General features: G+C 34.0%; 18 protein-coding genes and 1 tRNA gene. 7 read left to right on the top strand and 12 right to left on the bottom strand.

What is annotated here, in order from left to right; translation table 11 throughout:
• Positions 1–14: 14 nt before the first annotated feature.
• Positions 15–1,859: an SLC13 family permease gene (locus BM246_RS13235; RefSeq protein WP_231961859.1), complete on the bottom strand. Its 1,845-nt coding sequence runs from the start codon at positions 1,857–1,859 to the stop codon at positions 15–17.
• A 274-nt stretch (positions 1,860–2,133) separates the two neighbouring features.
• On the opposite strand from BM246_RS13235, the gene bshB1 reads away from it, so the two are divergent.
• Both bshB1 and BM246_RS13245 read left to right on the top strand, forming a co-directional pair.
• The gene (gene bshB1, locus BM246_RS13240) at positions 2,134–2,853 is read left to right on the top strand and encodes a bacillithiol biosynthesis deacetylase BshB1 (protein ID WP_074938533.1); all 720 of its coding nucleotides are present in this window, start codon (positions 2,134–2,136) and stop codon (positions 2,851–2,853) included.
• Positions 2,854–2,968: 115 nt separating this feature from the next.
• Positions 2,969–3,044, top strand: a tRNA-His gene (locus BM246_RS13245).
• A gap of 108 nt (positions 3,045–3,152) precedes the next feature.
• Here the strand turns inward: BM246_RS13245 and BM246_RS13250 are convergent.
• Together BM246_RS13250 and BM246_RS13255 are read right to left on the bottom strand one after the other, a co-directional pair.
• A complete protein-coding gene (locus BM246_RS13250) occupies positions 3,153–3,659 on the bottom strand; it encodes a hypothetical protein (protein ID WP_042497938.1) in 507 nt (168 codons plus the stop codon).
• Positions 3,660–3,748: 89 nt separating this feature from the next.
• Entirely contained in the window at positions 3,749–4,651 is a 903-nt protein-coding gene (locus BM246_RS13255) for a LysR family transcriptional regulator (RefSeq protein WP_074938535.1), read from the bottom strand.
• Between the two features lie 93 nt (positions 4,652–4,744).
• Here BM246_RS13255 and BM246_RS13260 point away from each other — a divergent pair, with 93 nt between their 5' ends.
• A complete protein-coding gene (locus tag BM246_RS13260) occupies positions 4,745–5,341 on the top strand; it encodes an NAD(P)H-dependent oxidoreductase (protein ID WP_042506171.1) in 597 nt (198 codons plus the stop codon).
• A gap of 176 nt (positions 5,342–5,517) precedes the next feature.
• Here BM246_RS13260 and BM246_RS13265 read toward each other — a convergent pair whose 3' ends face one another.
• From BM246_RS13265 to BM246_RS13285, 5 genes are all read right to left on the bottom strand, one after another.
• Complete coding sequence (locus BM246_RS13265) at positions 5,518–6,036, bottom strand: DMP19 family protein (RefSeq protein ID WP_042497949.1); 519 nt, start codon at positions 6,034–6,036, stop codon at positions 5,518–5,520.
• Positions 6,037–6,103: 67 nt separating this feature from the next.
• Positions 6,104–6,505, bottom strand: coding sequence for a UPF0158 family protein (locus BM246_RS13270; protein ID WP_042506164.1), 402 nt, complete (start codon positions 6,503–6,505; stop codon positions 6,104–6,106).
• 23 nt (positions 6,506–6,528) lie between these two features.
• Positions 6,529–7,533: a M28 family metallopeptidase gene (locus BM246_RS13275; RefSeq protein ID WP_074938536.1), complete on the bottom strand. Its 1,005-nt coding sequence runs from the start codon at positions 7,531–7,533 to the stop codon at positions 6,529–6,531.
• Between the two features lie 130 nt (positions 7,534–7,663).
• Entirely contained in the window at positions 7,664–8,179 is a 516-nt protein-coding gene (locus BM246_RS13280) for a hypothetical protein (RefSeq protein WP_074938538.1), read from the bottom strand.
• A gap of 59 nt (positions 8,180–8,238) precedes the next feature.
• The gene (locus tag BM246_RS13285) at positions 8,239–9,003 is read right to left on the bottom strand and encodes a DUF3108 domain-containing protein (RefSeq protein ID WP_042506256.1); all 765 of its coding nucleotides are present in this window, start codon (positions 9,001–9,003) and stop codon (positions 8,239–8,241) included.
• 170 nt (positions 9,004–9,173) lie between these two features.
• On the opposite strand from BM246_RS13285, the gene BM246_RS13290 reads away from it, so the two are divergent.
• From BM246_RS13290 to BM246_RS13305, 4 genes are all read left to right on the top strand, one after another.
• A complete protein-coding gene (locus BM246_RS13290; RefSeq protein ID WP_074938541.1) occupies positions 9,174–9,512 on the top strand; it encodes a DUF4870 domain-containing protein in 339 nt (112 codons plus the stop codon).
• Between the two features lie 409 nt (positions 9,513–9,921).
• Positions 9,922–11,877, top strand: coding sequence for a protein-disulfide reductase DsbD family protein (locus tag BM246_RS13295; RefSeq protein WP_074938543.1), 1,956 nt, complete (start codon positions 9,922–9,924; stop codon positions 11,875–11,877).
• 3 nt (positions 11,878–11,880) lie between these two features.
• Positions 11,881–12,882 (top strand): TlpA family protein disulfide reductase, encoded by a 1,002-nt coding sequence (locus tag BM246_RS13300; protein ID WP_074938545.1) that lies wholly within the window; start codon positions 11,881–11,883, stop codon positions 12,880–12,882.
• A gap of 49 nt (positions 12,883–12,931) precedes the next feature.
• Positions 12,932–14,434, top strand: coding sequence for an aminotransferase class V-fold PLP-dependent enzyme (locus BM246_RS13305; RefSeq protein ID WP_074938547.1), 1,503 nt, complete (start codon positions 12,932–12,934; stop codon positions 14,432–14,434).
• A gap of 8 nt (positions 14,435–14,442) precedes the next feature.
• On the opposite strand, the gene BM246_RS13310 is transcribed toward BM246_RS13305, so the two are convergent.
• From BM246_RS13310 to BM246_RS13325, 4 genes are all read right to left on the bottom strand, one after another.
• A complete protein-coding gene (locus BM246_RS13310) occupies positions 14,443–15,975 on the bottom strand; it encodes a sialate O-acetylesterase family protein (RefSeq protein ID WP_074938549.1) in 1,533 nt (510 codons plus the stop codon).
• Between the two features lie 7 nt (positions 15,976–15,982).
• On the bottom strand, positions 15,983–17,821 hold the full coding sequence (locus tag BM246_RS13315) for an alpha-L-rhamnosidase-related protein (RefSeq protein ID WP_175489798.1): 1,839 nt from the start codon (positions 17,819–17,821) through the stop codon (positions 15,983–15,985).
• Complete coding sequence (locus tag BM246_RS13320; protein WP_074938554.1) at positions 17,814–19,016, bottom strand: Gfo/Idh/MocA family protein; 1,203 nt, start codon at positions 19,014–19,016, stop codon at positions 17,814–17,816. The genes BM246_RS13315 and BM246_RS13320 overlap by 8 nt, the downstream gene beginning before the upstream one ends.
• Before the next feature lie 88 nt (positions 19,017–19,104).
• Positions 19,105–20,454, bottom strand: a complete 1,350-nt coding sequence (locus tag BM246_RS13325) for a Gfo/Idh/MocA family protein (RefSeq protein ID WP_074938556.1) — start codon at positions 20,452–20,454, stop codon at positions 19,105–19,107.
• Between the last annotated feature and the right edge of the window lie 19 nt (positions 20,455–20,473).

The following is a 20,473-nucleotide window of genomic DNA, read 5'->3' on the forward strand; positions in this document are numbered from 1 at the left end:
AATAATTTTATGGTTTAAAATGGCCAAATAATTGGCACAAGTATTAATGATATAATGAAAAATAATAGTAGTAATGGTGCTCCAACTTTTAGGTAGTTCATAAACTTGTAACCACCGGCCGTCATAACCATTGCGTTTGTTGTTGTGCCTATTGGCGTTAAAAATGCTGTTGATGCACTTATGGCTACAATAATCATAAACGGTTCTGGCGAGAGGTTTAATGATGTTGCTGCTAAAATGGCTATCGGTGCCATTAAAACTGCTGTGGCCGAGTTGTTAATGACCTGGCTAAAGGTTGTTGTTAGTAAAAACACACCACCAAGTAATAGAATAGGGTGAATGGCTCCTAAATAGTCTACTAAAGCACTTGCTATAAGTTGTGCTGTGCCTGTTTTTTGTAATGCAATACCCATTGGTATCATTGCGGCAATCATAACAACACTGGTCCAGCTAATGCCTTTGTAAGCTTTCGATATTGGTACGCAACCTGTTAATAAAACGACACCTGCAGATATTAATGCAGCAATAGAGCCTGGTACAATTTTAAAGACCATGAATATAATCATGAGGATTAAAGCGCCTAAAGCAATGTATGATTTTGGACTTAAGCTTTCCACATTTTTAGCCATACCTTCTGGGCTACCAATGATAACAAGGTTTTCGTTTTGTTCTTTTAAATCTTCAATGTGTGCCCATGTTCCTCTAATTAAAAAGGCATCACCAACTTTTACAGTTATTTCTTTTTCTAGTAAAGGCTTGTTATTTCTAGAGGCAGCTAAAAGTTGAATACCATATCTTTTAAAATAATCGCCTACTTTATATTTTCTTCCTACTAAAATAGAATTTGGATTTACAATTACTTCTGCCATTCCAACCTCTTGGTTGATTAAGTTGTGCTTTAATTCGTCGGTTGTTATAGGCTCTAGAGGTAAAAGCCCTAGTCTAAACGTGATCATTAATTTGTTAATGTCTTTAGCATCACCTTTTACAGTAATAATATCGTGGTATAGTAAATCTGTTGATGGTACAGGGAATTCTTCAAACTGTGCTATACCTTTTAAAACATTTGGGTGTCTTCTTTTAATTCTTATAATAGATACATTATAGTCTTTCTCAAAATGCCATGCTTCTAGTTTTGTATTAATTAATGGTGATATTGAGCGTACGCGTAGTCTATAATATCCATCGTGTACTTTGTAGGCTTCAATCCAATTGTAAAGTGTAGATTCAATGTTTACAGGTTTGTTATTTGTTTTGTTACTTGGTAATAATTTGTAACCTATATATCTAAAGTAAAGTAAGGCAACAAGTAGTAATGGTATACCTATTAAGGCGAATTCGAAAAATGAAAACCCATCGAATCCTGCTTCAACTAAAGCGTTACTTGCAATAATGTTTGGCGGTGTTCCTGTTAGGGTTAATAAACCACCTGTGTTAGATCCAAAAGCAACAGGCATAAGCATTTTTGATGGTAATGTACCAATGCTCCAAGCTGATGATATGGTAAGTGGCATTAAGGTTGCAACGGTACCCGTATTACTAACAAAACCAGAAAGTACACCAGCACCAAGCGTGATAATTACTAATAGCTTCGGAACACTTTTACCTGCCCATTCTACAAACTTTTTACCTGCTAAGGCCGTCCATCCGGTTTGAGCAATACCTTCTCCTATTATAAAGAGTGCGGCAATCATAATTACTGTTGGGTTACTAAAACCGCTTAAGGTTTCTGTTGGAGTTAAAATGCCTGTTAAGTACAAACTCAACATAGATATTAATGCAACAATATCTGGTGTAAACTTTCCCCAAACAAAGAGACCAATAGTTATAATTAAAATGAGAAGCATTAAGTAGATCATAATTTATAATTGTTTATTAGCTTAGCGCTATAAGTGTCGTTCTATAATTATACTGTAAAATTACTATAGATGTAGAAGAGTAATTATGACGAAAGTCATACTTTGAATTTGGGGTCTATTTTTTCATTATTGTTATATTTGAGCCTCATTAAATGCAAAAAATACTTACGAATACGTTTGCGAAGTCACTAGTTTTGCGATAATTAAGAATTTTGATAGTGTATTCTGATTTTGTAGGTTGAAAAACGAAATAAAAATTTAAAAGAAGTTAAAAATGAAATTAGATATTCTAGCCATTGGAGCACATCCGGATGATGTGGAGTTAGGTTGTGGTGGTACCATTGCTAAAGAAATTGCTAATGGCAAAAAAGTGGGGATTATAGATTTAACCCAAGGAGAATTAGGAACGCGTGGTACAGCAGAAACTAGATTTACAGAAGCTAGTAACGCAGCTAAGATATTAGGTGTTGCTGTGCGTGAGAATTTAGGCTTTGCCGATGGCTTTTTTGTAAATGATAAAACCCATCAATTAGAGGTTATTAAAATGATACGTAAGTATCAACCAGAAATAATACTTTGTAATGCTTTTGATGATCGCCACATCGATCATGGAAAAGGAAGTAAGTTAGTTAGTGATGCTTGTTTTTTAAGCGGACTGATAAAAATAGAGACAAAAGATGATCAAGGCACACTGCAAGCACCTTGGAGACCAAAGCAAGTATACCATTATATACAATGGAAAAACTTAGAGCCAGACTTTGTTGTTGATATCTCTAGTGTTATTGATATAAAAATGGAGTCGGTGTTGGCATATAAAACTCAATTTTACGATCCAGATAGTAAAGCACCTGTAACTCCAATATCTAGCAAGAACTTTACAGATAGTGTAACTTATCGCGCACAAGATTTAGGACGATTGGTTGGTGTGGCTTACGCCGAAGGTTTTAATGTAGAACGTTTGCCAGCAGTTGGTAGTTTGTTCGATTTAAAGTAGTTAGAATGTTGCTGATGTTTTTTTAAAAATTTTATGTAAAAATTTTTAAAAAGTCTTTGTAGATAACGTTTAAATCGTTTACATTTGCACACGCATTACAAAATGCAAGTTACATGGTGGTTGTAGCTCAGTTGGTTAGAGCATTGGTTTGTGGTACCAAGGGTCGCCGGTTCGAATCCGGTCTTCCACCCAAAAAGTAAAAGCCTTTCAAGAAATTGAAAGGCTTTTTTTGTGGATGTCACTTTGGTGTTTGCAAAAACTAAGTGTTATTTTTATGCGCTTTAGTATATAGTGCTTTATTAATTTTTGAATTTTAGATATTCAGTTGCTTGCTCATTATCAGACCATTTTATTTTCAGAGTATCATTTTCTGTTGAAGTAATTCTTCCTTTTTGAACAAAGTCCTTGTAAAATATAGTGATTTCATTTTTGTCTAAAATATATGGCATTGCTCCATCTCCGTCATAGTCTACAACATAAAATGATTTTTCAGTGAGCCAAAAATCGGCATGAGGTCCATTTGGATCTTGAGTCCAAATTCCGAATGCTTTAGATGTGTCAATTGCTAAATTTCGAATAATTGTTTTTTCTGGTCGCTCAATATTTTCAATTTCGGAATAGTCAGTATTATATTCAGAGCTAGTGAGCGATTTTTTGTTGTTGAGATTAGCTTCCATAGAATCTATTTTCAATTCAGTTTCAGCTTCTAAATTTAGAGCGTCCTTTTTATTTCCGTGTTTACACGAAATACTTATTAAAATTAGGCAATAAAACATATACGGCTTAAGTTTAAAGTGTTCTTTCATTTTTCCTTAATAGTTTGAGGTGTGTATTATACCAGTAACGGTTGTATGTTGTTGTTTTAGTGTTTTTGTTTTTCGGCGTTGTACTGCCTTTATTTCATTTTTGATGTAAATATAGTCTTAATTGTATCTAATTCTTTTTTGTATTTCAAATCTGTTCTTGAAGCAAAATATAAGGTGTTTTCCGTTTTCACGTTTCCTTCCCAAACTAGATTTATCTCGTTTCTTAAAATTTGTTCTTGGCATAAAAAATCTGGAACTAATGCAAGTCCATTACCATTGTTTAAACACCTTATTATGGAAGTAATGTTTGGTAAAATGTAGTTTGGTTTAAAAGCAGGTTTCTTATTGAAATTCTCAAACCAAAAACGTCTAAAATGTTCCATTTCGTTTGATGAACTATACCAAACATTTTGAAGCAGTTCGTCTTCTAACTTGTTTATATTATTAGAATTAATGTGTTTTTGTATTTTAGTTGTATCCGTTTTATTTCCTGCTATTAAAACGATTCTTTCTTTTGAAAACGGAATATATTCAACTAATGATTTTTTTTCATTCTGTTTTTTAGGTGTTATAACTAAATCTAAAATGCCGTTGTTTAGGTCTTTTATTAAATCTGTATGCGCTCCAAATCTAGCAACTAAGTCGAAGTCTAATTTGGGAATTTCTGGTTCAATAATTAGTTGAAACATTTCAGAACACATTCCAATGTTTAGAGATGGATTTTTTTCTTGAGTTGTTTTTTTAAAATGCTGTTCTGCTATTTCTAGTTTTTTTAAAGATTCAATAATGTATTCATATAAAAATTTCCCATCCTCTGTTGGAATCATTTTTCTGGATGTTCGCTCAAATAGTTTTTTACCAACATAAGCTTCTAAAGCATTCAAGTGTACACTAACTCCGGGTTGAGAAGCGTATAAAGCAATAGAAGCTTTAGTTAAAGTTCCGTTTTCATATATTTCTTTAAATGTTCTATACCATTCTAAATTTACCATATCTATTAAAATATTTATACAAAGGTATGATTTGTATTATTTTTACGATAATAAGTATTGCTTTAATTTTGCCTCAAATAAAATAAGAGACAAATGAAAAATATATTTATAATTAATGGAAGTCATCCATTTGCACATTCTGGTGGACGATTTAACGAAACACTTTTCAACAATACTATTTCATATTTTGACACACGTGAAGAATTTGAAGTTAAATTTACTCAAGTAGGCGACAATTATGATGTAAAGGAAGAGGTTGAAAAATTTAAGTGGGCAGATATAGTGATTTATCATACTCCAATTTGGTGGTTTCAAATTCCTTTTGGATTTAAAAAATATATAGATGAAGTTTTTACGGAAGGTCATCAAAATGGAATTTATGCCAGTGATGGAAGAAGTAGAAAAAATCCAAACATCAATTACGGAACAGGAGGTTTAATGCACGGAAAAAAATATATACTTACTACAAGTTGGAATGCACCTAAAACCGCATTTACTTTAGAAAATGAATTTTTTAATCAGAAAAGTGTAGATGAAGGTGTTATGTTTGGCTTTCACAGAATGAATGCTTTTACAGGAATGGAATTATTAGCAACACATCATTTTCACGATATGGAAAAAAATGCAGATGTTCCTTTAGAGTTGAATAATTACAGTGCTTTTTTAAATGATTTAATGGTTAATTTGTAATTATTAAGTTGTTTTATTGAGGAAATGTAGTGCTGTGCCAACGTGTTTATATATGGTTTGTTGTGTGGTTTAAGTACCTAATTGAGTAAATAATTACTGATCAAGAAAATCCGAGAGGATTTTCGTAAGTAGGCAAGTAGCCAGCAATAAATTATATATGGTGTTGTAGGTAGGCTTTATAATTCATTCCTATTTTTTTCGGCATATTTTCGATATAAATTTCTCATTGAACCATCTGGATAATTAGAAAATTCAGAATCTAATTCACTCATAATTCTTTCAGATTCTTCGTTTGAACTTTCAAAAAACCAAGTACCATTTTCAGGAAGTAATTCAATAGCTTTTTTTATTATTTCAGATGATTTGGACGCTCCAATTTCATTCAGCGATTTAATAACTTTTTCATTCTGTTCAGGAAACCATTCTTGTAAAAAAGTCAAAATACTATCTGCTTGACCTGCATTTTCTAAATTCATACATAAAAATAAATTCAGTTCAATTTCATTTAGAGAATTAGGATCTTTTTCGTTCCTTTTTTGAAGGATTTCAAATAATGCAATTGAAAAGTCAGAATTGTCTTTTAAAGAAAATAGACTTTCAATATCTTCATTTTCAACAATTTTATCTCGTATAATTAATTCGTTTTTTATTTCCTCTGTCATCCAAGAAAGTCCAGAATAAGAATCTTTTTTCATAGTTCGAATTTCATTGATTTATTTCGGTTTTAGCTTACCTACAACTACGGGATAAGATTAATTTCATTCAACCTTTATTCAATTGAATTACCACATGCTTTTCAATTTCTTTTTGCTTAAAGTTAAACCAAGACGTTCTAAATTCTGAAGCTTCAATTAAATACTTGAAGTTCTGAAAAGGTTTTTTGTTGCGTAAGGTATGTTCTAGTTCTTGCTGCAAAGCGTTTTCAGGGAGTTGCTGTACAAATGATTCCATTATTTTAAAGGAATCGGAACCTTCTAAGGGATTAATTTTGATAAAATCATCTCCAGTAGGTGGTTTAAATTCATCATCATCGAAATCATCAAAACCATCCATAAAACTGGGGATGGCTATAACTTCTTTAGTTTTGATATTATAAAAACAGGTGCAGCCGCAGTCTAAATCTTCAGCTATATTCTTTATAATAGATTGATCTACGGCTCCCATTTTTTTAAATTTTATAAGTTTGTTTAATCTAGTTTTAAGCGCTCATCGCGATTAGCAAGTTCCCAAGCAGTGTAAAATACAAGTCTCGCGCGAGTTTCTAATAAATCGTATCTAATTTTATCTGGAGTATCACTTGGTTTATGGTAATCGGCATGCGTACCATTAAAATAGAATATTACAGGAATATTGTTTTTAGCAAAGTTGTAGTGATCCGATCTGTAATAGAAACGATTCGGGTCGTTTTCATCATTATAAGTGTAATCGAAATCTATTTTAGTGTATTGTTTATTTATTGATTCTGAGATTTCGTGTAATTCTTTACTCAATTTATCTGCACCAATTAAATAAAGGTAGTTCTCGTTGTTTTCGTGTTTAGGATCTACACGGCCAATCATATCAATATTTAAATTAGCTACAGTGTTTGCTAAAGGAAAAACAGGATCTTCGTCTGCATAATAACGTGAGCCATATAGTCCAATTTCTTCACCTGTAACATGTAAAAACAGAATAGAACGCTTTGGTCCAAAACCTTTATCGGCAGCTTGTTTAAAAGCTTCAGCAATTTCCATTACGGCAACCGTTCCAGAACCATCATCATCGGCTCCGTTGTTAATATCTCCATTTTTTGAGATTCCAATATGATCTAAATGTGCCGAAACAATAATAATTTCATCTGGCTTTTCCGATCCTTTTATATAAGCTAATACATTTTCTGAAGCTTTGGTATCGCCTTTAAAAAATGAAGCAGGAATTTCTTGAAAGTAATCGCCTTCTGCAATAGGCGAAGGAATACCGTTTGCTACGTAACCTTGCTTAATAAACTCAATGGCTTTCTTTTGGCCTGGTTCGCCTGTTTTTCTACCTTCAAAATCATCAGAGGCATAGGTGTAAAGCATGTCTTTTAATTCTGCAGCTGTAATTGTTTTAGCGTAAGTTTCGGCGTTAGCAGTGGTTTTAGATTTGTTTTGAGAACTACTGCAAGCCATTAATGTAAAGGCCACTAAGCATAGTGGAAGGTAATTTTTCATAGGAGATAGAATTTATCTGCTAAGATATTACAAAATTAAAAATGAACACAGCCCAAGCTAAATAATTTAACTTGGGCTGTAGTTGTGCTTTCTATTTTAAGGAAAAGCTTAATATAAAACGAGTTGCTTTTTAGAATTCGATATCTTCTAAATCCGATTCGTCTATTTCTATGTTCTCATCAAAGCTTTCTAAATCGGCTTCGTTAATTTCTAAAGCTTCTGGTTCAACCTCTAATGCTGGCGCTTCTAGTTCCAATTCTTGTGCGTCAATTTCTAATTCCGAGGTATCAAATTCTAAATCAGCATCATCAATTTCTAGATCTTCTATTTCTAAGTCTTCCAAATCGTCTAAAGCAGCTTCTTCAGATTCCATTTCTTTGGCATCAATAAACTCTGTGTTTGCAATTTCGGTTGCTGTAAAAACAGATTTATAAGTTACAATAGCTAAAGCAGCAATGGTTAAGAAAAACGAAAACTGAATGGTTTTTTTAATTTCGCCTGTTTTTTTAGATAAGTAAAAGGCGATTAAACCAAAGATAAGCGCTGCTACGGCAGGAATAATGGCTAAGTTAGAAATTGGTAATACCGAAAAAATAATTGCAAAAACAGATGCTATTACGGCGAGTATGGTGAAAATCTTTTTCATGAGTTTGAGTTTTTATTCAATAAAGGGAGTTATAAAGTTAGTTATTAAAAAAAACGGGTTTAGTTTTTTAAACCAGAAGCCGATTTTATTTTTAACTCACCATTTCCAACAGGAATTTTAAACTTTCCGTAAACCGGAATTTTATTTTCATCGGCTGTTAACCATAAAAAGTTACTAGAACCTTGTAGGCCGCTAGAGCTATCTGCACCAATAGATAGTTTGTAGCATTCCTTAGTACCAATGGCTGTAGAAATGGTTTCTTTACCCAAATAGGTTATTTTACCGTTAAACTCTTTTCTGTCGAAAATAATATTTAAGCTCTTACTGCTGCCTTTGCTCATGCTAGCATAATCAAACAAACGGATATAGTATAAAGCCGAAACAATATCTTTTGTGCCTTTGTTTATAGAAACTGTTTTGTTTTCTACGTAGTTATTCTTTTTGGTTTGCACCGTTTTAACCGTATTGGTTTTATGGCTAAAGGTGTATTTCATGGCTTTGTAATAACCGCCTTCATTAATATCACGCTTGTATAAATAAGGTGTTAATGTTTTTGGACTTACATAGCTCTCGTATAAATCTCTAATTTTAAAAAAGTTATCCCATTTGCTATAGGTTAAAGCTGTAACTTTTAAACGCATTAGTGTGGCTTTAGAAGTGTTCACTTTTGCTGTAGACATGGTAACTTGGGCGATGTCGTTTAGAATACCAGACATGTTGTAAGAGGCCGTGTAAACTAATTTTTCATCTGGGGCAATGGCATTATTTTGTGCCTGTAAGGCAACCGAAAAAAATAAAGCTATAAGTAGGGTAAAACGCATCATATATGTGTTTGGTTTTATGTTATAACGTGGCATTAATCATTTATTGTGCCAAAAATACAACATGAAAAATATTCTAGAGCATTTAATTTATAAATAATTAATGGTAGTGTATGTAACAAATTAAAGACCTAGGCGTCATATTAATACATCAATCAAAATATATCAAAACCATGAGAAACGATAAACAATTATTAGTTATTACACATTTAAGTCAGTTAATATCTTTAGTAACCGGCTTTGGTAGTTTGCTGCTACCATTAATTTTATGGCTAGCCAATAAAGGGCGAGTAAACCAAATGGATACCCATGGAAAAAGCATTATCAACTTCCAATTAAGTCTTATTATTTGGTTTATCATCTGCGTACCATTAATACTGTTCTTTGGCTTAGGTTTACTAGGTTTTGCAGCATTAGGACTTCTTTCAATTATTTTACCAATAGTAAATGCCTTAAGAGCAAGTCGTGGTGAAAATCCAACGTATCCTCTAACATTCAATATTATCTCTTAATTTTATTAGTTATTTAATTCGAGATCTTTTAAAACGTTCACTGTTTAAGTGAACGTTTTTTTTTGTTTTAAGTTTTAATTATAGCTTGGTTTTACTGCTAAAAATCTATGTATGGCACAGTTTAGATGTTGCGGGTGTTAAAGTTTTATAATCTTTGAAAATTCATTTAAAATATGTTGTAAATTTCGACCGAAAATAGATGTAATGATGTCTTAATGTAACCTGATTTTTAAATTTTAACAGAATTTAACTAAGGGTAATGACGTGTTTTTTGGTCATTATAGCACATGTAGTTTTTGTAGTTTGAAAATAGTACGGTATAAAACGAAGTAAATTTTTAATATTGATGCTTTTTTGAAAGAAATACAAAAACTAGAGACTATTACATAATTAATAATAAATTTGAGGAATGAAGAAAGTAATTTTATTTTTAGCACTAATATCCTTTTTATTTGGGCAAGCTCAGGTTTTAGAGCCTGTTAAATGGGAAACTTCTGTTGAAAAATTGTCTGATACCGAATATCAATTAATTTCCAAAGCAACTATAGATAATGGATGGCATTTGTATTCTCAAGCGGTACCTCAAGATGGTCCCATACCAACAACGTTTACTTATGATGATAGCGAAGGACAATTTAAAATAATAGGAAATACTTTTGAAGAAGAAGGCCATACTATCGACGACCCTGTTTTTCAAATGGAAATTAAATTCTTTGAAAAAACAGCAACATTTAAGCAAAAAGTAAAAGTTACCGAAGGTGTTTCTACAATAAATGCTTTTGTTGAATTTATGGTTTGCGACGATTCTCGTTGTTTGCCTCCAACAGAAGTCGATTTAAATTTTATAATTTCAGAAAATGCAGCTGCTAAAACCGCAGAGAACGTTCAGGATAATGCTATTAAATCTACCGAGTCTAGTTCTAAGCAAGGACTTTGGGGTATCTTTTTTATAGCTTTTCTATCAGGGTTTGCAGCCTTGTTAACCCCATGTGTTTTCCCAATGATTCCTATGACGGTGAGTTTCTTCACTAAACAAAGTAAAAATAAAGCTGTTGGAATTAAAAACGCCATTATTTATGGTGTCTGTATTATTGTAATTTACGTTTTACTTGGTACTGCCGTAACCGGTATTTTTGGAGCCGATGCTTTAAATGCATTAGCTACCAACGTATGGTTTAATATTATTTTCTTTATATTATTAGTGGTGTTTGCAACGTCGTTTTTAGGAGCGTTCGAAATTATGCTACCTAATTCTTGGGCTAATAAAGTAGATTCTCAAGCCAATCGTGGCGGGTTAATAGGCATATTCTTTATGGCTTTAGCTTTAGCTATTGTGTCGTTCTCTTGTACGGGACCCATTGTTGGAACCTTGTTGGTAGAGGCAGCATCTAAAGGAGGCTTAGCTCCAATAGTTGGTATGTTCGGGTTCTCGTTAGCCATTGCATTACCTTTTGCTTTATTTGCAGCATTCCCGGGTTGGTTAAATTCATTACCAAAATCTGGTGGTTGGTTAAACACCGTAAAAGTGGTTTTAGGATTTTTGGAGTTGGCTTTAGCCTTTAAATTTTTATCGCAAGCCGATTTAGTAATGCAAGGTCATTTATTAGAGCGCGAAGTGTTTATCGCAATTTGGATTGCCATTTTTGGAACATTAGCCTTATACCTTTTCGGAAAAATTCAATTACCACACGATTCGCCATTACCGCACATTTCAGTTGGTAGGTTGAGTTTAGGTTTAGTGGTTTTAACTTTTACTATTTATATGATTCCTGGATTATGGGGCGCACCATTAAATTTAATAAGTGCTTTTCCGCCACCACAAGATTATAGCGAATCGCCGTATGGTGTTGGTTATACAAGATTGGGTACCGGATCTTCCGCGCTCAACGATCATGGAGATTTACCAGAAGGAGCACATTTATTAGCGCCACACGATATTTTAGCTTTTAATGATTATGATACCGGTTTGGCTTATGCTAAAAAAGTAGGGAAACCAGTAATGATTGATTTTACGGGTTGGGCTTGTGTAAATTGCCGAAAAATGGAACAAAACGTTTGGCCAAAACCAGAGATTTTAAATATTTTAAAAAACGATGTGGTATTAATATCGCTATATGTTGATGATAAACGTCCGTTGGAAGCTGGCGATGTGGTTGATTCAAAATTAAAACCGGGTAAAAAATTGAAGTATATTGGTCAGAAATGGAGCGAACTTCAAACCATTAAATATAAAGCCAATACACAACCATTCTACGTGCTTATGGATCATAATGAAGACAATTTATTGGATCCAGTAAGTTATACACCAAATGTAGAAGATTATCATAACTGGCTAAAAACAGGAATTTCAAAATTTAAAAAATAACAGATGAAGAATTTTATTTACGTATTATTAATAGGTTTAGTATTTACAGCATGTAAAGAAGAAGCGCCAAAAGATTATGTTACATTTTCTGGAACAATTGCAAATCAAAATTCCGATTCTTTATTAGTAAGAAGCCGTACCGTTTCAAAAGTAATTCAAGTGAAAGCCGACGGAACATTCTCTGATACTTTAAAAGTAGAGCCTGGTGTATTCTTAGTTTATGATGGAGCAGAACAAGCACGTGTATATTTAAAAAATGGTTACGATTTAAAGATGAAGTTAGATACTAAAGCTTTTGATGAAACCATTAAATTTGAAGGAACAGGAGCAGAGGCCAGTAATTATTTAGCTGAAAAAGCATTGCTTATGGAAGAGGTTTTTGATATTGAAACTTGGTTTGAGTTAGATGAAACTGCCTTTAATGAAAAAGTGAAAGAAAGTAATAAAACGTTTAAAAATTTACTTGATAAAGCAGGAGATTTAGATTCGTTATTTGTGGTAAGTGAGCAAAACGATGCGATAAGTTTAGAAAAACAGTTGCATAGTATGTATAAGCAAAAACAAGGCTTAATGGGGCTAAATGGTAAAGCTTCTCCAAAATTTGTAGATTACGAAAACTACAATGGTGGTAGCACATCTTTAGATGATTTAAAAGGAAAATATGTTTATATCGATTTATGGGCAACATGGTGCGGACCTTGTTTAGCAGAGATTCCATCGTTAAAAGCTGTTGAAAAAGAATATCATGGTAAAAATATTGAGTTTGTAAGCATTTCTGTAGACGATCAAAGAGCACACAGTAAATGGCGTACTATGGTTGAAGAAAAACAGTTAGGTGGTGTGCAGTTATTTGCTAAAGACGATCGTTCTTTTGTAACAGCTTACAATGTAACGGGTATTCCAAGGTTTATATTAATCGATCCACAAGGTAACGTTGTTAAGGCCGATGCGCCAAGACCATCGAATCCACAATTAAAAACATTGTTTAATTCTTTAGATATATAAATTTCTAGAGTTTAAAGTGTTTCAATCTAAATCATTTTAATTTTCAACAATGGGTGTCTTAAAAAGTGTTTCCAAAATCAAAAATCAACACAGTAATTTAGAAGCATATTTTGAGCAATTTAGAAATAATGTTGTTGGTGTCGATTTGTATTTTGATTCTCCTTACGGTAAGAAAAAAATAATTTATGCCGATTGGACAGCAAGCGGACGATTATACCGACCTATTGAAGAAAAATTACTAAATGATATTGGGCCTTTTGTGGCCAACACACATACCGAAACCTCTATAACAGGTAGCGTAATGACGCATGCTTATCACGATGCTAGAGCTATCATAAAAAAGCATGTTAATGCCTCTAAAGACGATGTTTTGATTACGGTTGGAACAGGAATGACAGGTGCTATCAATAAGTTTCAGCGTATTTTAGGTATTAAATTAAACGAGAATTTAAAGGATAGTACGGAAGTTCCAGAAGAAAAACGACCAATAATTTTTGTGTCGCATATGGAGCATCATTCCAATCAAACCTCATGGTTAGAGACTATAGCTCGTGTAAAAGTAATTCCTTCTAATGCCAACGGTTTGCCATGTTTAGAGGGCTTAAAGAAGTTGTTGGTAGAATATAGCCATGTTCCCGTAAAAATTGCAGCTATTACAGGCTGTTCTAATGTTACAGGTATACGAACTCCGTATTATGATGTTGCTAAAATTATGCATCAAAACAATGGGCTATGCTTTGTAGATTTTGCATGTTCAGCACCTTATGTGGATATTGATATGCATCCCGAAGATGAGGAACAATATCTAGATGCCATTACCTTTTCTCCTCATAAATTTTTGGGTGGTCCGGGAACTTCCGGAGTATTAGTTTTTAATAAAAAACTTTATAAAAATTTAGTGCCAGATAACCCAGGTGGAGGAACGGTAAGTTATACCAATCCTTGGGGTGATCATGATTATATTGACGATATAGAAACGCGAGAAGATGGAGGAACTCCTGGGTTTTTACAAACCATAAAAATTGCGTTTTCTATTCAGTTGAAAGAAAAAATGGGGGTTCAAAATATTTTGGATCGCGAACATGAACTCAATGCTATAATTTTCGATAAGCTTTCTTCTATAGAAAATCTCAAAATTTTAGCACCAGAACATACCGATAGGTTAGGGGTGTTTTCTTTTTATATTGAAAAGGCACACTATAATTTGATTGTAAAACTTTTAAACGATCGCTTTGGTGTGCAAACTAGAGGTGGTTGCTCTTGTGCTGGAACTTATGGACATTACTTATTAAATGTAGATGAAAGCACATCAAAATCTATAGAAGTAAAAATTTTGGAAGGCTGTTTAATGGAGCGTCCAGGCTGGATTAGAATGTCTATCCATCCAACCTTAACAAACGCTGAGGTTACTTTTATTTGCGATGCTATTGATCAGGTTTCGAAAAACCATGAGGCTTGGAGTAAAGATTATGAGTATAACGCCTTTAAAAATGAGTTTATTCATAAAGGAAATCCAAATACTGAAAAAGCAATTATCGAAAATTGGTTCTAGAATTATAATTATTTTACATCAACATCTGTTCTAAAAGGATATGCAGGTAAATTAGCTCCATTAACTAAGTTAACATCTGGTTTTCCTGCGAAAGCATACCTGATAAATTCAGGATTCTTAACGTCTTTATTCTCAAGAATAACTGTTTCACCTTCTATTTTAGCGTCTGCCATTTTCCAGTTTAAAGATTCGTCTGCAATCCAAAAACCTTCAGGTGCTTTTCTATTGTTGGTTTTTAAACCTTTACTGTTTTTAAAATGAACTATTAAGCTATTGTTTTCTATTTCAACTTGATCCAAAACAGGGCCTTCTGCAACTATATTTTGATTTAATGTATGTTTAGCTGCGGAAAGTGCTAAACGTTGCCCAATAGGAAATTTATCAGTAGGATGAATATTGGTTTCACTACCTAAATCTATGGTGTTTGTTACACTCGTATTTGGTAAGTCTAAAACTTTTAATTGAGATTCGCGCATCCATGCCCAAGATTCTGCAGTAGGACTTTTAGAATCAATATTTGGGCTAGCATGTGTGCCTTTTCCATATCCTGGCAGCATTACTACAGCGAAGTGCATGTTATCGTTTTGCCATGTTTTTCTGTAATTCTGAATCCAAAGTTTTAAAATATCACCATACTCTTTCATACCGGCAACCTTATGAAACCAATTGGCTTCGGTAACTTCTGGCACACCCGAAATATAACGTGTGTTACGCTCGCCTTGATACCAAACGAGTCCACGACATGCGTAAGGCGCTAGAGGCTTCATCATAGCATTATATACCACATTAGGTTGACGTCTCATAAAGATATCTTCTTTAATGTTCCAGCCTTTTGGTGAGTTTATAGCTTCTAAAAGTCGGTTTTGAGTTGCTGTATCTTTATCAAAATCGTCCATTATGGTCTTAAAATACGGTAATTCTTCGGTCATGCTTCTTGGCATCCATGCTTCTAGAGAAGAACTTCCCCAAGACGATAAAATAATTCCAACAGGCACATCGCCAATACTTTCTAAAAAGTAAGCAAAACCGAAAGCAACAGCGCTGCTCGGGTTGGTTACTTTCCATGTTCCGGTAACCTCATCTTGTTCTTCTAGTGATACTATATTTTTAACCTGAAAGGTTCTAATGTTTTTTGTAAACGGAATAAGTGATTTTATTTCAGGAACATTATTCACATTAAACTGCATGTTAGATTGGCCTGAGCAAATCCAAACTTCTCCAACTAAAATGTTAGATATAATTACTTTAGAATCACCAGAGATTACTAAGTCTCTGGCGATTTTAGATGCTTTTAATGGATCTAATTTTAACATCCATTTTCCGTTATTATCAGCTTTTGTTTTCTGTTTTTGGTTAGCAAAAGTCACCGTGATTTTTGAGTTAGGTTTTGCTGTACCCCAAACAGGAACTGGTATGTCGCGTTGTAAAACCATACCATCTGAAAATAAGCTAGCAGGTTTTAATTCTTGCGAAAAGCTTATTGTAAATTGAAAAAAGGCTAATAATAAAAAAGGAATAAATAGATGTTTTTTTAATTTCATAAGATGCTTAGTAAGCTATGTTTATATGATGCGTTCCGCTTTCAAGTGTTAAAAATAAAGATTTTCCTTTTACTTTTTTGTTATCTAAAGAAACCTTTTTGAAGTTTTTAGGAAGTGTGAATTCTGCCGTCATATTTTCCGGAATCGTCACAGTATAAACATCATTTTGGTTAGATTCTTGTTTGTATTCAGCTAAAATAAAACCTTGTTTGGTAGGCACTTTAATAGACGTAAAAGTTAAGCCAGCTAATTGTGGATTAATGTCAGCAACTTTAAAACCAGCCATTTTTGGTTTAATACCCCACATGTATCTTGTAATAGCATTAAGCGGCGCAGTTCCCCAAGCGTGATTCCAATCGGCATTGGGTTTGTATTTTACATCCCAAGCTTCCAAAGTCATTGTAGAGCCTACCTGTATCATGTTCCACCAGTTTCTATCACCTTCAGTGTTTGATATTAAACTTGATGCGTATTCCGCCTCGTTATTTTTGTATAAACCTTCCAATAAATATTGAGCACCATAAACGCTACAAGCCATACCACGAGATTTTACAAACTCAGCAACTGTTGCTACGTGTTCTTCTGGTACTAAATCGAAAGCCAACGGTAACATGTTGGCGTGTAAAGCCGAGTGTGTAGAGCCTTCACCGTCGATATAATAACCTTTTTCAGCATCGAATAGTTTGCTGTTTATAGTTGCTTTTACAAGTTTGGCTTTCTTCTTATAGAATTCAGCATCTTCAGTTTTATTAAGTACGGTTGCAATTTCAGTCATTAACTTTAAATTATAATAGTAAAACGCATTTACAGCAGTATTTACATCTACAATTTCGTAACCATCGCGTTCACCTTCTGGTGTTGCAAGTTTCCAACCGGTATCTTTTTGTGCAGGTGGCCAATCTATAATATCTTTAAGCTTATCATTTGCTTTTTTGAAACCTAATTTCGACATTAAATCTTTGGTTAGGTTGGGCGATTTAGAACTTATTAAACCATCGGCACGTTCTAAATCCATTAAAGTTTTAAGCTTTAAATTCTCGTAGTTTTGTTTAAGTGGCTCAATATCTCCTGTGTACATGTAATCGGCATGAAACATAAGTACAGTGTGTAACAACCATTCGGTTGGCCAAGTAGGATTGTCTATAAAATAAGCATTTGTGCGGCGCGCCATAGAATACTCGTTATCCACACTATAATGACTTAGTTGATTGATATAAGCATCAGCCTCGTAAGGAATACGCTCCCGATCTCCATCAACGTAATACCCGGTAAAGCTCGTAGCTTTTATGGTATGTTTACAAAGTTCCCAAATAGAATCCATAATAGGGTCTGATGAAGAGAAAGCGCTGGCATCATCATTAAATTTAAAATGAAGTGCTTTTTGCTTGATTTCAATAGACTCAATAGGAACTTTTAGATTTTCAATTTCGCAATAACGAAACGGAATAATGGCTCCAATATCTTCTGGTAACATAATTGCAGCGCCTGTTGTATTCCTTTTATATGCTTGTATTTCTGGAGTTATAGCTTGGTTTGCTACTAATGTGTTTAACTTCGAGGATCTGTAACGAATATTTTTTCCGGGATCTCTATCAATATGAAATTCGCCATCTAACTTTTCACCTAAATGAATAATTAAAGAATCGTTTTGACTCTCGTTTGATGTAATCTCTACATTTCCAAAAAATGCCTTTCCGAAGTCAATGAAATAGTGAGAATCACTGATTTTAATAATCTGTTGTGGTTCAATTAAAGAGGTCTCTAAATCGAGATCTTTAGTAGAAGTTTGAGCGCCTAAGCTTGAAAAAGCCACTAGGGTAAATAGACATAATATATATTTATTCATAAAATTTAAAGCCTTTAAATTCATCTTGTTTGATAATGCTGTTGGTGTACATGGCTTCTAAGCCCATTTGAACACAGATAGCCGTGTTAGCACCGGTTTTAATATCGGAAATAGGTTTGCTGTTGTTTGTAATACTATCTTTAAAATCGATTAAAGCTTGTAAACTAGGCTCTTTATGGTCTACAGTAATAGGAATCCCTAATCCTTTTTCCCATTTTACAGTGGCGCCAGATACGCCATCTACAATACCTAATTCTTTTTTCTTACCACCTTCTGGGAAAAACCATGCTTTGGTGTAGCTTAAAATAATGGTGCCTTTATCACCCATTACTTTTATTTGGTAACCATCTTTAGCATTGCTAGTGAGGCAAGTAAATTTAGCTTTTACACCGCTTGGGTAATTATATATTAAATGAATATTATCGTAAGTTTCTCTACCATCTTTATAGTAATCTACACCACCGGTACCCATAACTTGGTTAGGAGTTTCGCCTAAAACCCAGTTTGCGAAATCTATTTGATGCGAGCAAAGTTCGGCTACTAAACCACCAGAAAACTCGCGATACATACGCCAGTTAATTTGTTTTTCTAATTTAGGACTTGGTACAGGACGTCTCCAGTTTCCGTGTCGGTTCCATTGGCATTCAAAAGCAGAAATCTTTCCTATTTTACCTGCTTTTATTAAATCTACAACGTGCGTGTAAAGTCTAGAACTGTGGTATTGATGTCCAGTTTGAAATACGTGATTGGATTGATCGACTTTATTAACCAAATCTTGAATGCCTCCAAAACCTTTAGCCATGGTTTTCTCGCAATACACATGTTTGCCAGCATCTAGAGCATCCATAGCAATTTTGGAATGTGTGCTAAATGGAGTAGAAACCAAAATAGCATCAATATCTTTATTATCTAAAAGTTTACGATAATCGGTGTAGCCCTTAGCTGTTCCTTGTGCTGCTTTTAAACCATTTTCTAATCTAAAAGGCAAGGTGTCACAGCAGCCAAGGATATTAAAATTCTTGATAGAATTAATGTTAGCAGAAAGGCCCGTACCTCGATCTCCGGTGCCAATAATTCCTATGTTTAAAGTGTCGTTTGCGTGTTTAAAATCAAATACATTGGTCATGGCTGCGGCCGAAGTAGTAACTGCAGCAGAAGCCATTGCTCCTTTGATTATAAAATCTCTTCTTTTCATTTCAATATTTTTTAAATTCCTGTTTCCACAGAAACGGTAATTTAAGCAGAAACCTCGAGACAAGAGTCCCGAGGTTTTATTTTTGTATTTATACTGGTTTAATTTCCCAACCTGGTTCGTAAGTTCTAGACCAAAGTTTCATAGCTTCTCTATTGTAAATACGTCCGGTAGTTTCATCAACTTCAAAAGCATCATCAATTCTGTGTGCAATATTTGCGTAGTGTGTTAACATCTGACTAATAGCGCCTTGTTCTATAGGCGATGTTAATGGGGCTTTACCTCTAATGGCATCAAAAAAGTTAACCGTATGTGCTTTAGAAAGTTGGCCACCACCACCTAGTGCGTTTCCATCTTCTATACCTGTTACAATATTGTTTTTTTGCTCTTTTCCCTTAATATCAAATAGTTTATAACCATCACGATCTATAAAAGCAGAACCGTTAGAACCGTAAACTAGTGTACCACGACCAGCACCGTATTTGTCGTAACCATTTCTACTGCGACCATCCCATTGAATAGAACGATTGCCAGCAAAACGAAATGTAGCTTCCATAGTATCGTACATTTCCCAACCATCATCTTTATAATGGAATTTACCAGATTTAACATCTACATGCTCTGGGTACTTAACATCTAGTGCCCAACGTGCAATATCTAGTTCGTGTGTGGCATTATTTCCCATTTCTGCAGTGCCATAATCCCAACCGTACCAATGCCAGTTGTAGTTCCAAGTATCATCTGTATACTCTCTTCTTGGTGCTGGCCCTTGAAATAAATCCCAATCTAAACCTTCTGGCGGAGCTGTTTTTTTCTGATGAGGTACTGGCCCACGTTTACTTGTGTAAAAAGCAATGGCATTATACACATCACCAATAACACCTTCGTGAATGGCTTTTATGACTTCTTGTGATTGTGAAGACGAACGTTGTTGGTTCCCCATTTGCACAATTTTATTATATTTTTGTTGATAAGCAACAAGTAACTCACCCTCTTTTGGGTTGTGACTACAAGGCTTTTCTAAGTAAACATCTTTACCTGCCTGCATAGCCATGCAAGCACCAGGTGCGTGCCAGTGATCTGGAGTGGCCATAAAAACAGCATCTACATCTTTATCGTTTAGAATTTTACGGATGTCGTTTTCTAATTTAGGTGTTTTACCTAGTTTTTTAGATACTTCAATTGCTGCTTTATCACGTTGGCTTTTCATGACGTCGCATAAATAGCTCAATTCAATATTATTGTTTTTATCAGCAATGGCAGACATGTATGCACCATAGCGACGGCCTAAACCTTGTATTGCTACATTGATGCGGTCGTTAGAACCAATGATTTTTGAATAACTTTTTGCCGACATGGCATTTATACTGTTAGAGGCCAATGTTACTCCAACGGCACCTAAAGCTGTTTTTTTTAAGAAATCTCTTCTATTAGAACTCATAATGTTTTGTTGTGGTGGT

Origin of the sequence: Algibacter lectus (genome assembly GCF_900112395.1) — a bacterium.
Classification (GTDB): domain Bacteria; phylum Bacteroidota; class Bacteroidia; order Flavobacteriales; family Flavobacteriaceae; genus Algibacter; species Algibacter lectus.

Excerpts from the sequence above, each read along its gene's own strand:
- BM246_RS13235 (WP_231961859.1), bottom strand. The coding sequence starts at position 1,859 with ATGATCTACTTAATGCTTCTCATTTTAATTATAACTATTGGTCTCTTT.
- bshB1 (WP_074938533.1), top strand. The coding sequence starts at position 2,134 with ATGAAATTAGATATTCTAGCCATTGGAGCACATCCGGATGATGTGGAG.
- BM246_RS13250 (WP_042497938.1), bottom strand. The coding sequence starts at position 3,659 with ATGAAAGAACACTTTAAACTTAAGCCGTATATGTTTTATTGCCTAATT.
- BM246_RS13255 (WP_074938535.1), bottom strand. The coding sequence starts at position 4,651 with ATGGTAAATTTAGAATGGTATAGAACATTTAAAGAAATATATGAAAAC.
- BM246_RS13260 (WP_042506171.1), top strand. The coding sequence starts at position 4,745 with ATGAAAAATATATTTATAATTAATGGAAGTCATCCATTTGCACATTCT.
- BM246_RS13265 (WP_042497949.1), bottom strand. The coding sequence starts at position 6,036 with ATGAAAAAAGATTCTTATTCTGGACTTTCTTGGATGACAGAGGAAATA.
- BM246_RS13270 (WP_042506164.1), bottom strand. The coding sequence starts at position 6,505 with ATGGGAGCCGTAGATCAATCTATTATAAAGAATATAGCTGAAGATTTA.
- BM246_RS13275 (WP_074938536.1), bottom strand. The coding sequence starts at position 7,533 with ATGAAAAATTACCTTCCACTATGCTTAGTGGCCTTTACATTAATGGCT.
- BM246_RS13280 (WP_074938538.1), bottom strand. The coding sequence starts at position 8,179 with ATGAAAAAGATTTTCACCATACTCGCCGTAATAGCATCTGTTTTTGCA.
- BM246_RS13285 (WP_042506256.1), bottom strand. The coding sequence starts at position 9,003 with ATGATGCGTTTTACCCTACTTATAGCTTTATTTTTTTCGGTTGCCTTA.
- BM246_RS13290 (WP_074938541.1), top strand. The coding sequence starts at position 9,174 with ATGAGAAACGATAAACAATTATTAGTTATTACACATTTAAGTCAGTTA.
- BM246_RS13295 (WP_074938543.1), top strand. The coding sequence starts at position 9,922 with ATGAAGAAAGTAATTTTATTTTTAGCACTAATATCCTTTTTATTTGGG.
- BM246_RS13300 (WP_074938545.1), top strand. The coding sequence starts at position 11,881 with ATGAAGAATTTTATTTACGTATTATTAATAGGTTTAGTATTTACAGCA.
- BM246_RS13305 (WP_074938547.1), top strand. The coding sequence starts at position 12,932 with ATGGGTGTCTTAAAAAGTGTTTCCAAAATCAAAAATCAACACAGTAAT.
- BM246_RS13310 (WP_074938549.1), bottom strand. The coding sequence starts at position 15,975 with ATGAAATTAAAAAAACATCTATTTATTCCTTTTTTATTATTAGCCTTT.
- BM246_RS13315 (WP_175489798.1), bottom strand. The coding sequence starts at position 17,821 with ATGAATAAATATATATTATGTCTATTTACCCTAGTGGCTTTTTCAAGC.
- BM246_RS13320 (WP_074938554.1), bottom strand. The coding sequence starts at position 19,016 with ATGAAAAGAAGAGATTTTATAATCAAAGGAGCAATGGCTTCTGCTGCA.
- BM246_RS13325 (WP_074938556.1), bottom strand. The coding sequence starts at position 20,454 with ATGAGTTCTAATAGAAGAGATTTCTTAAAAAAAACAGCTTTAGGTGCC.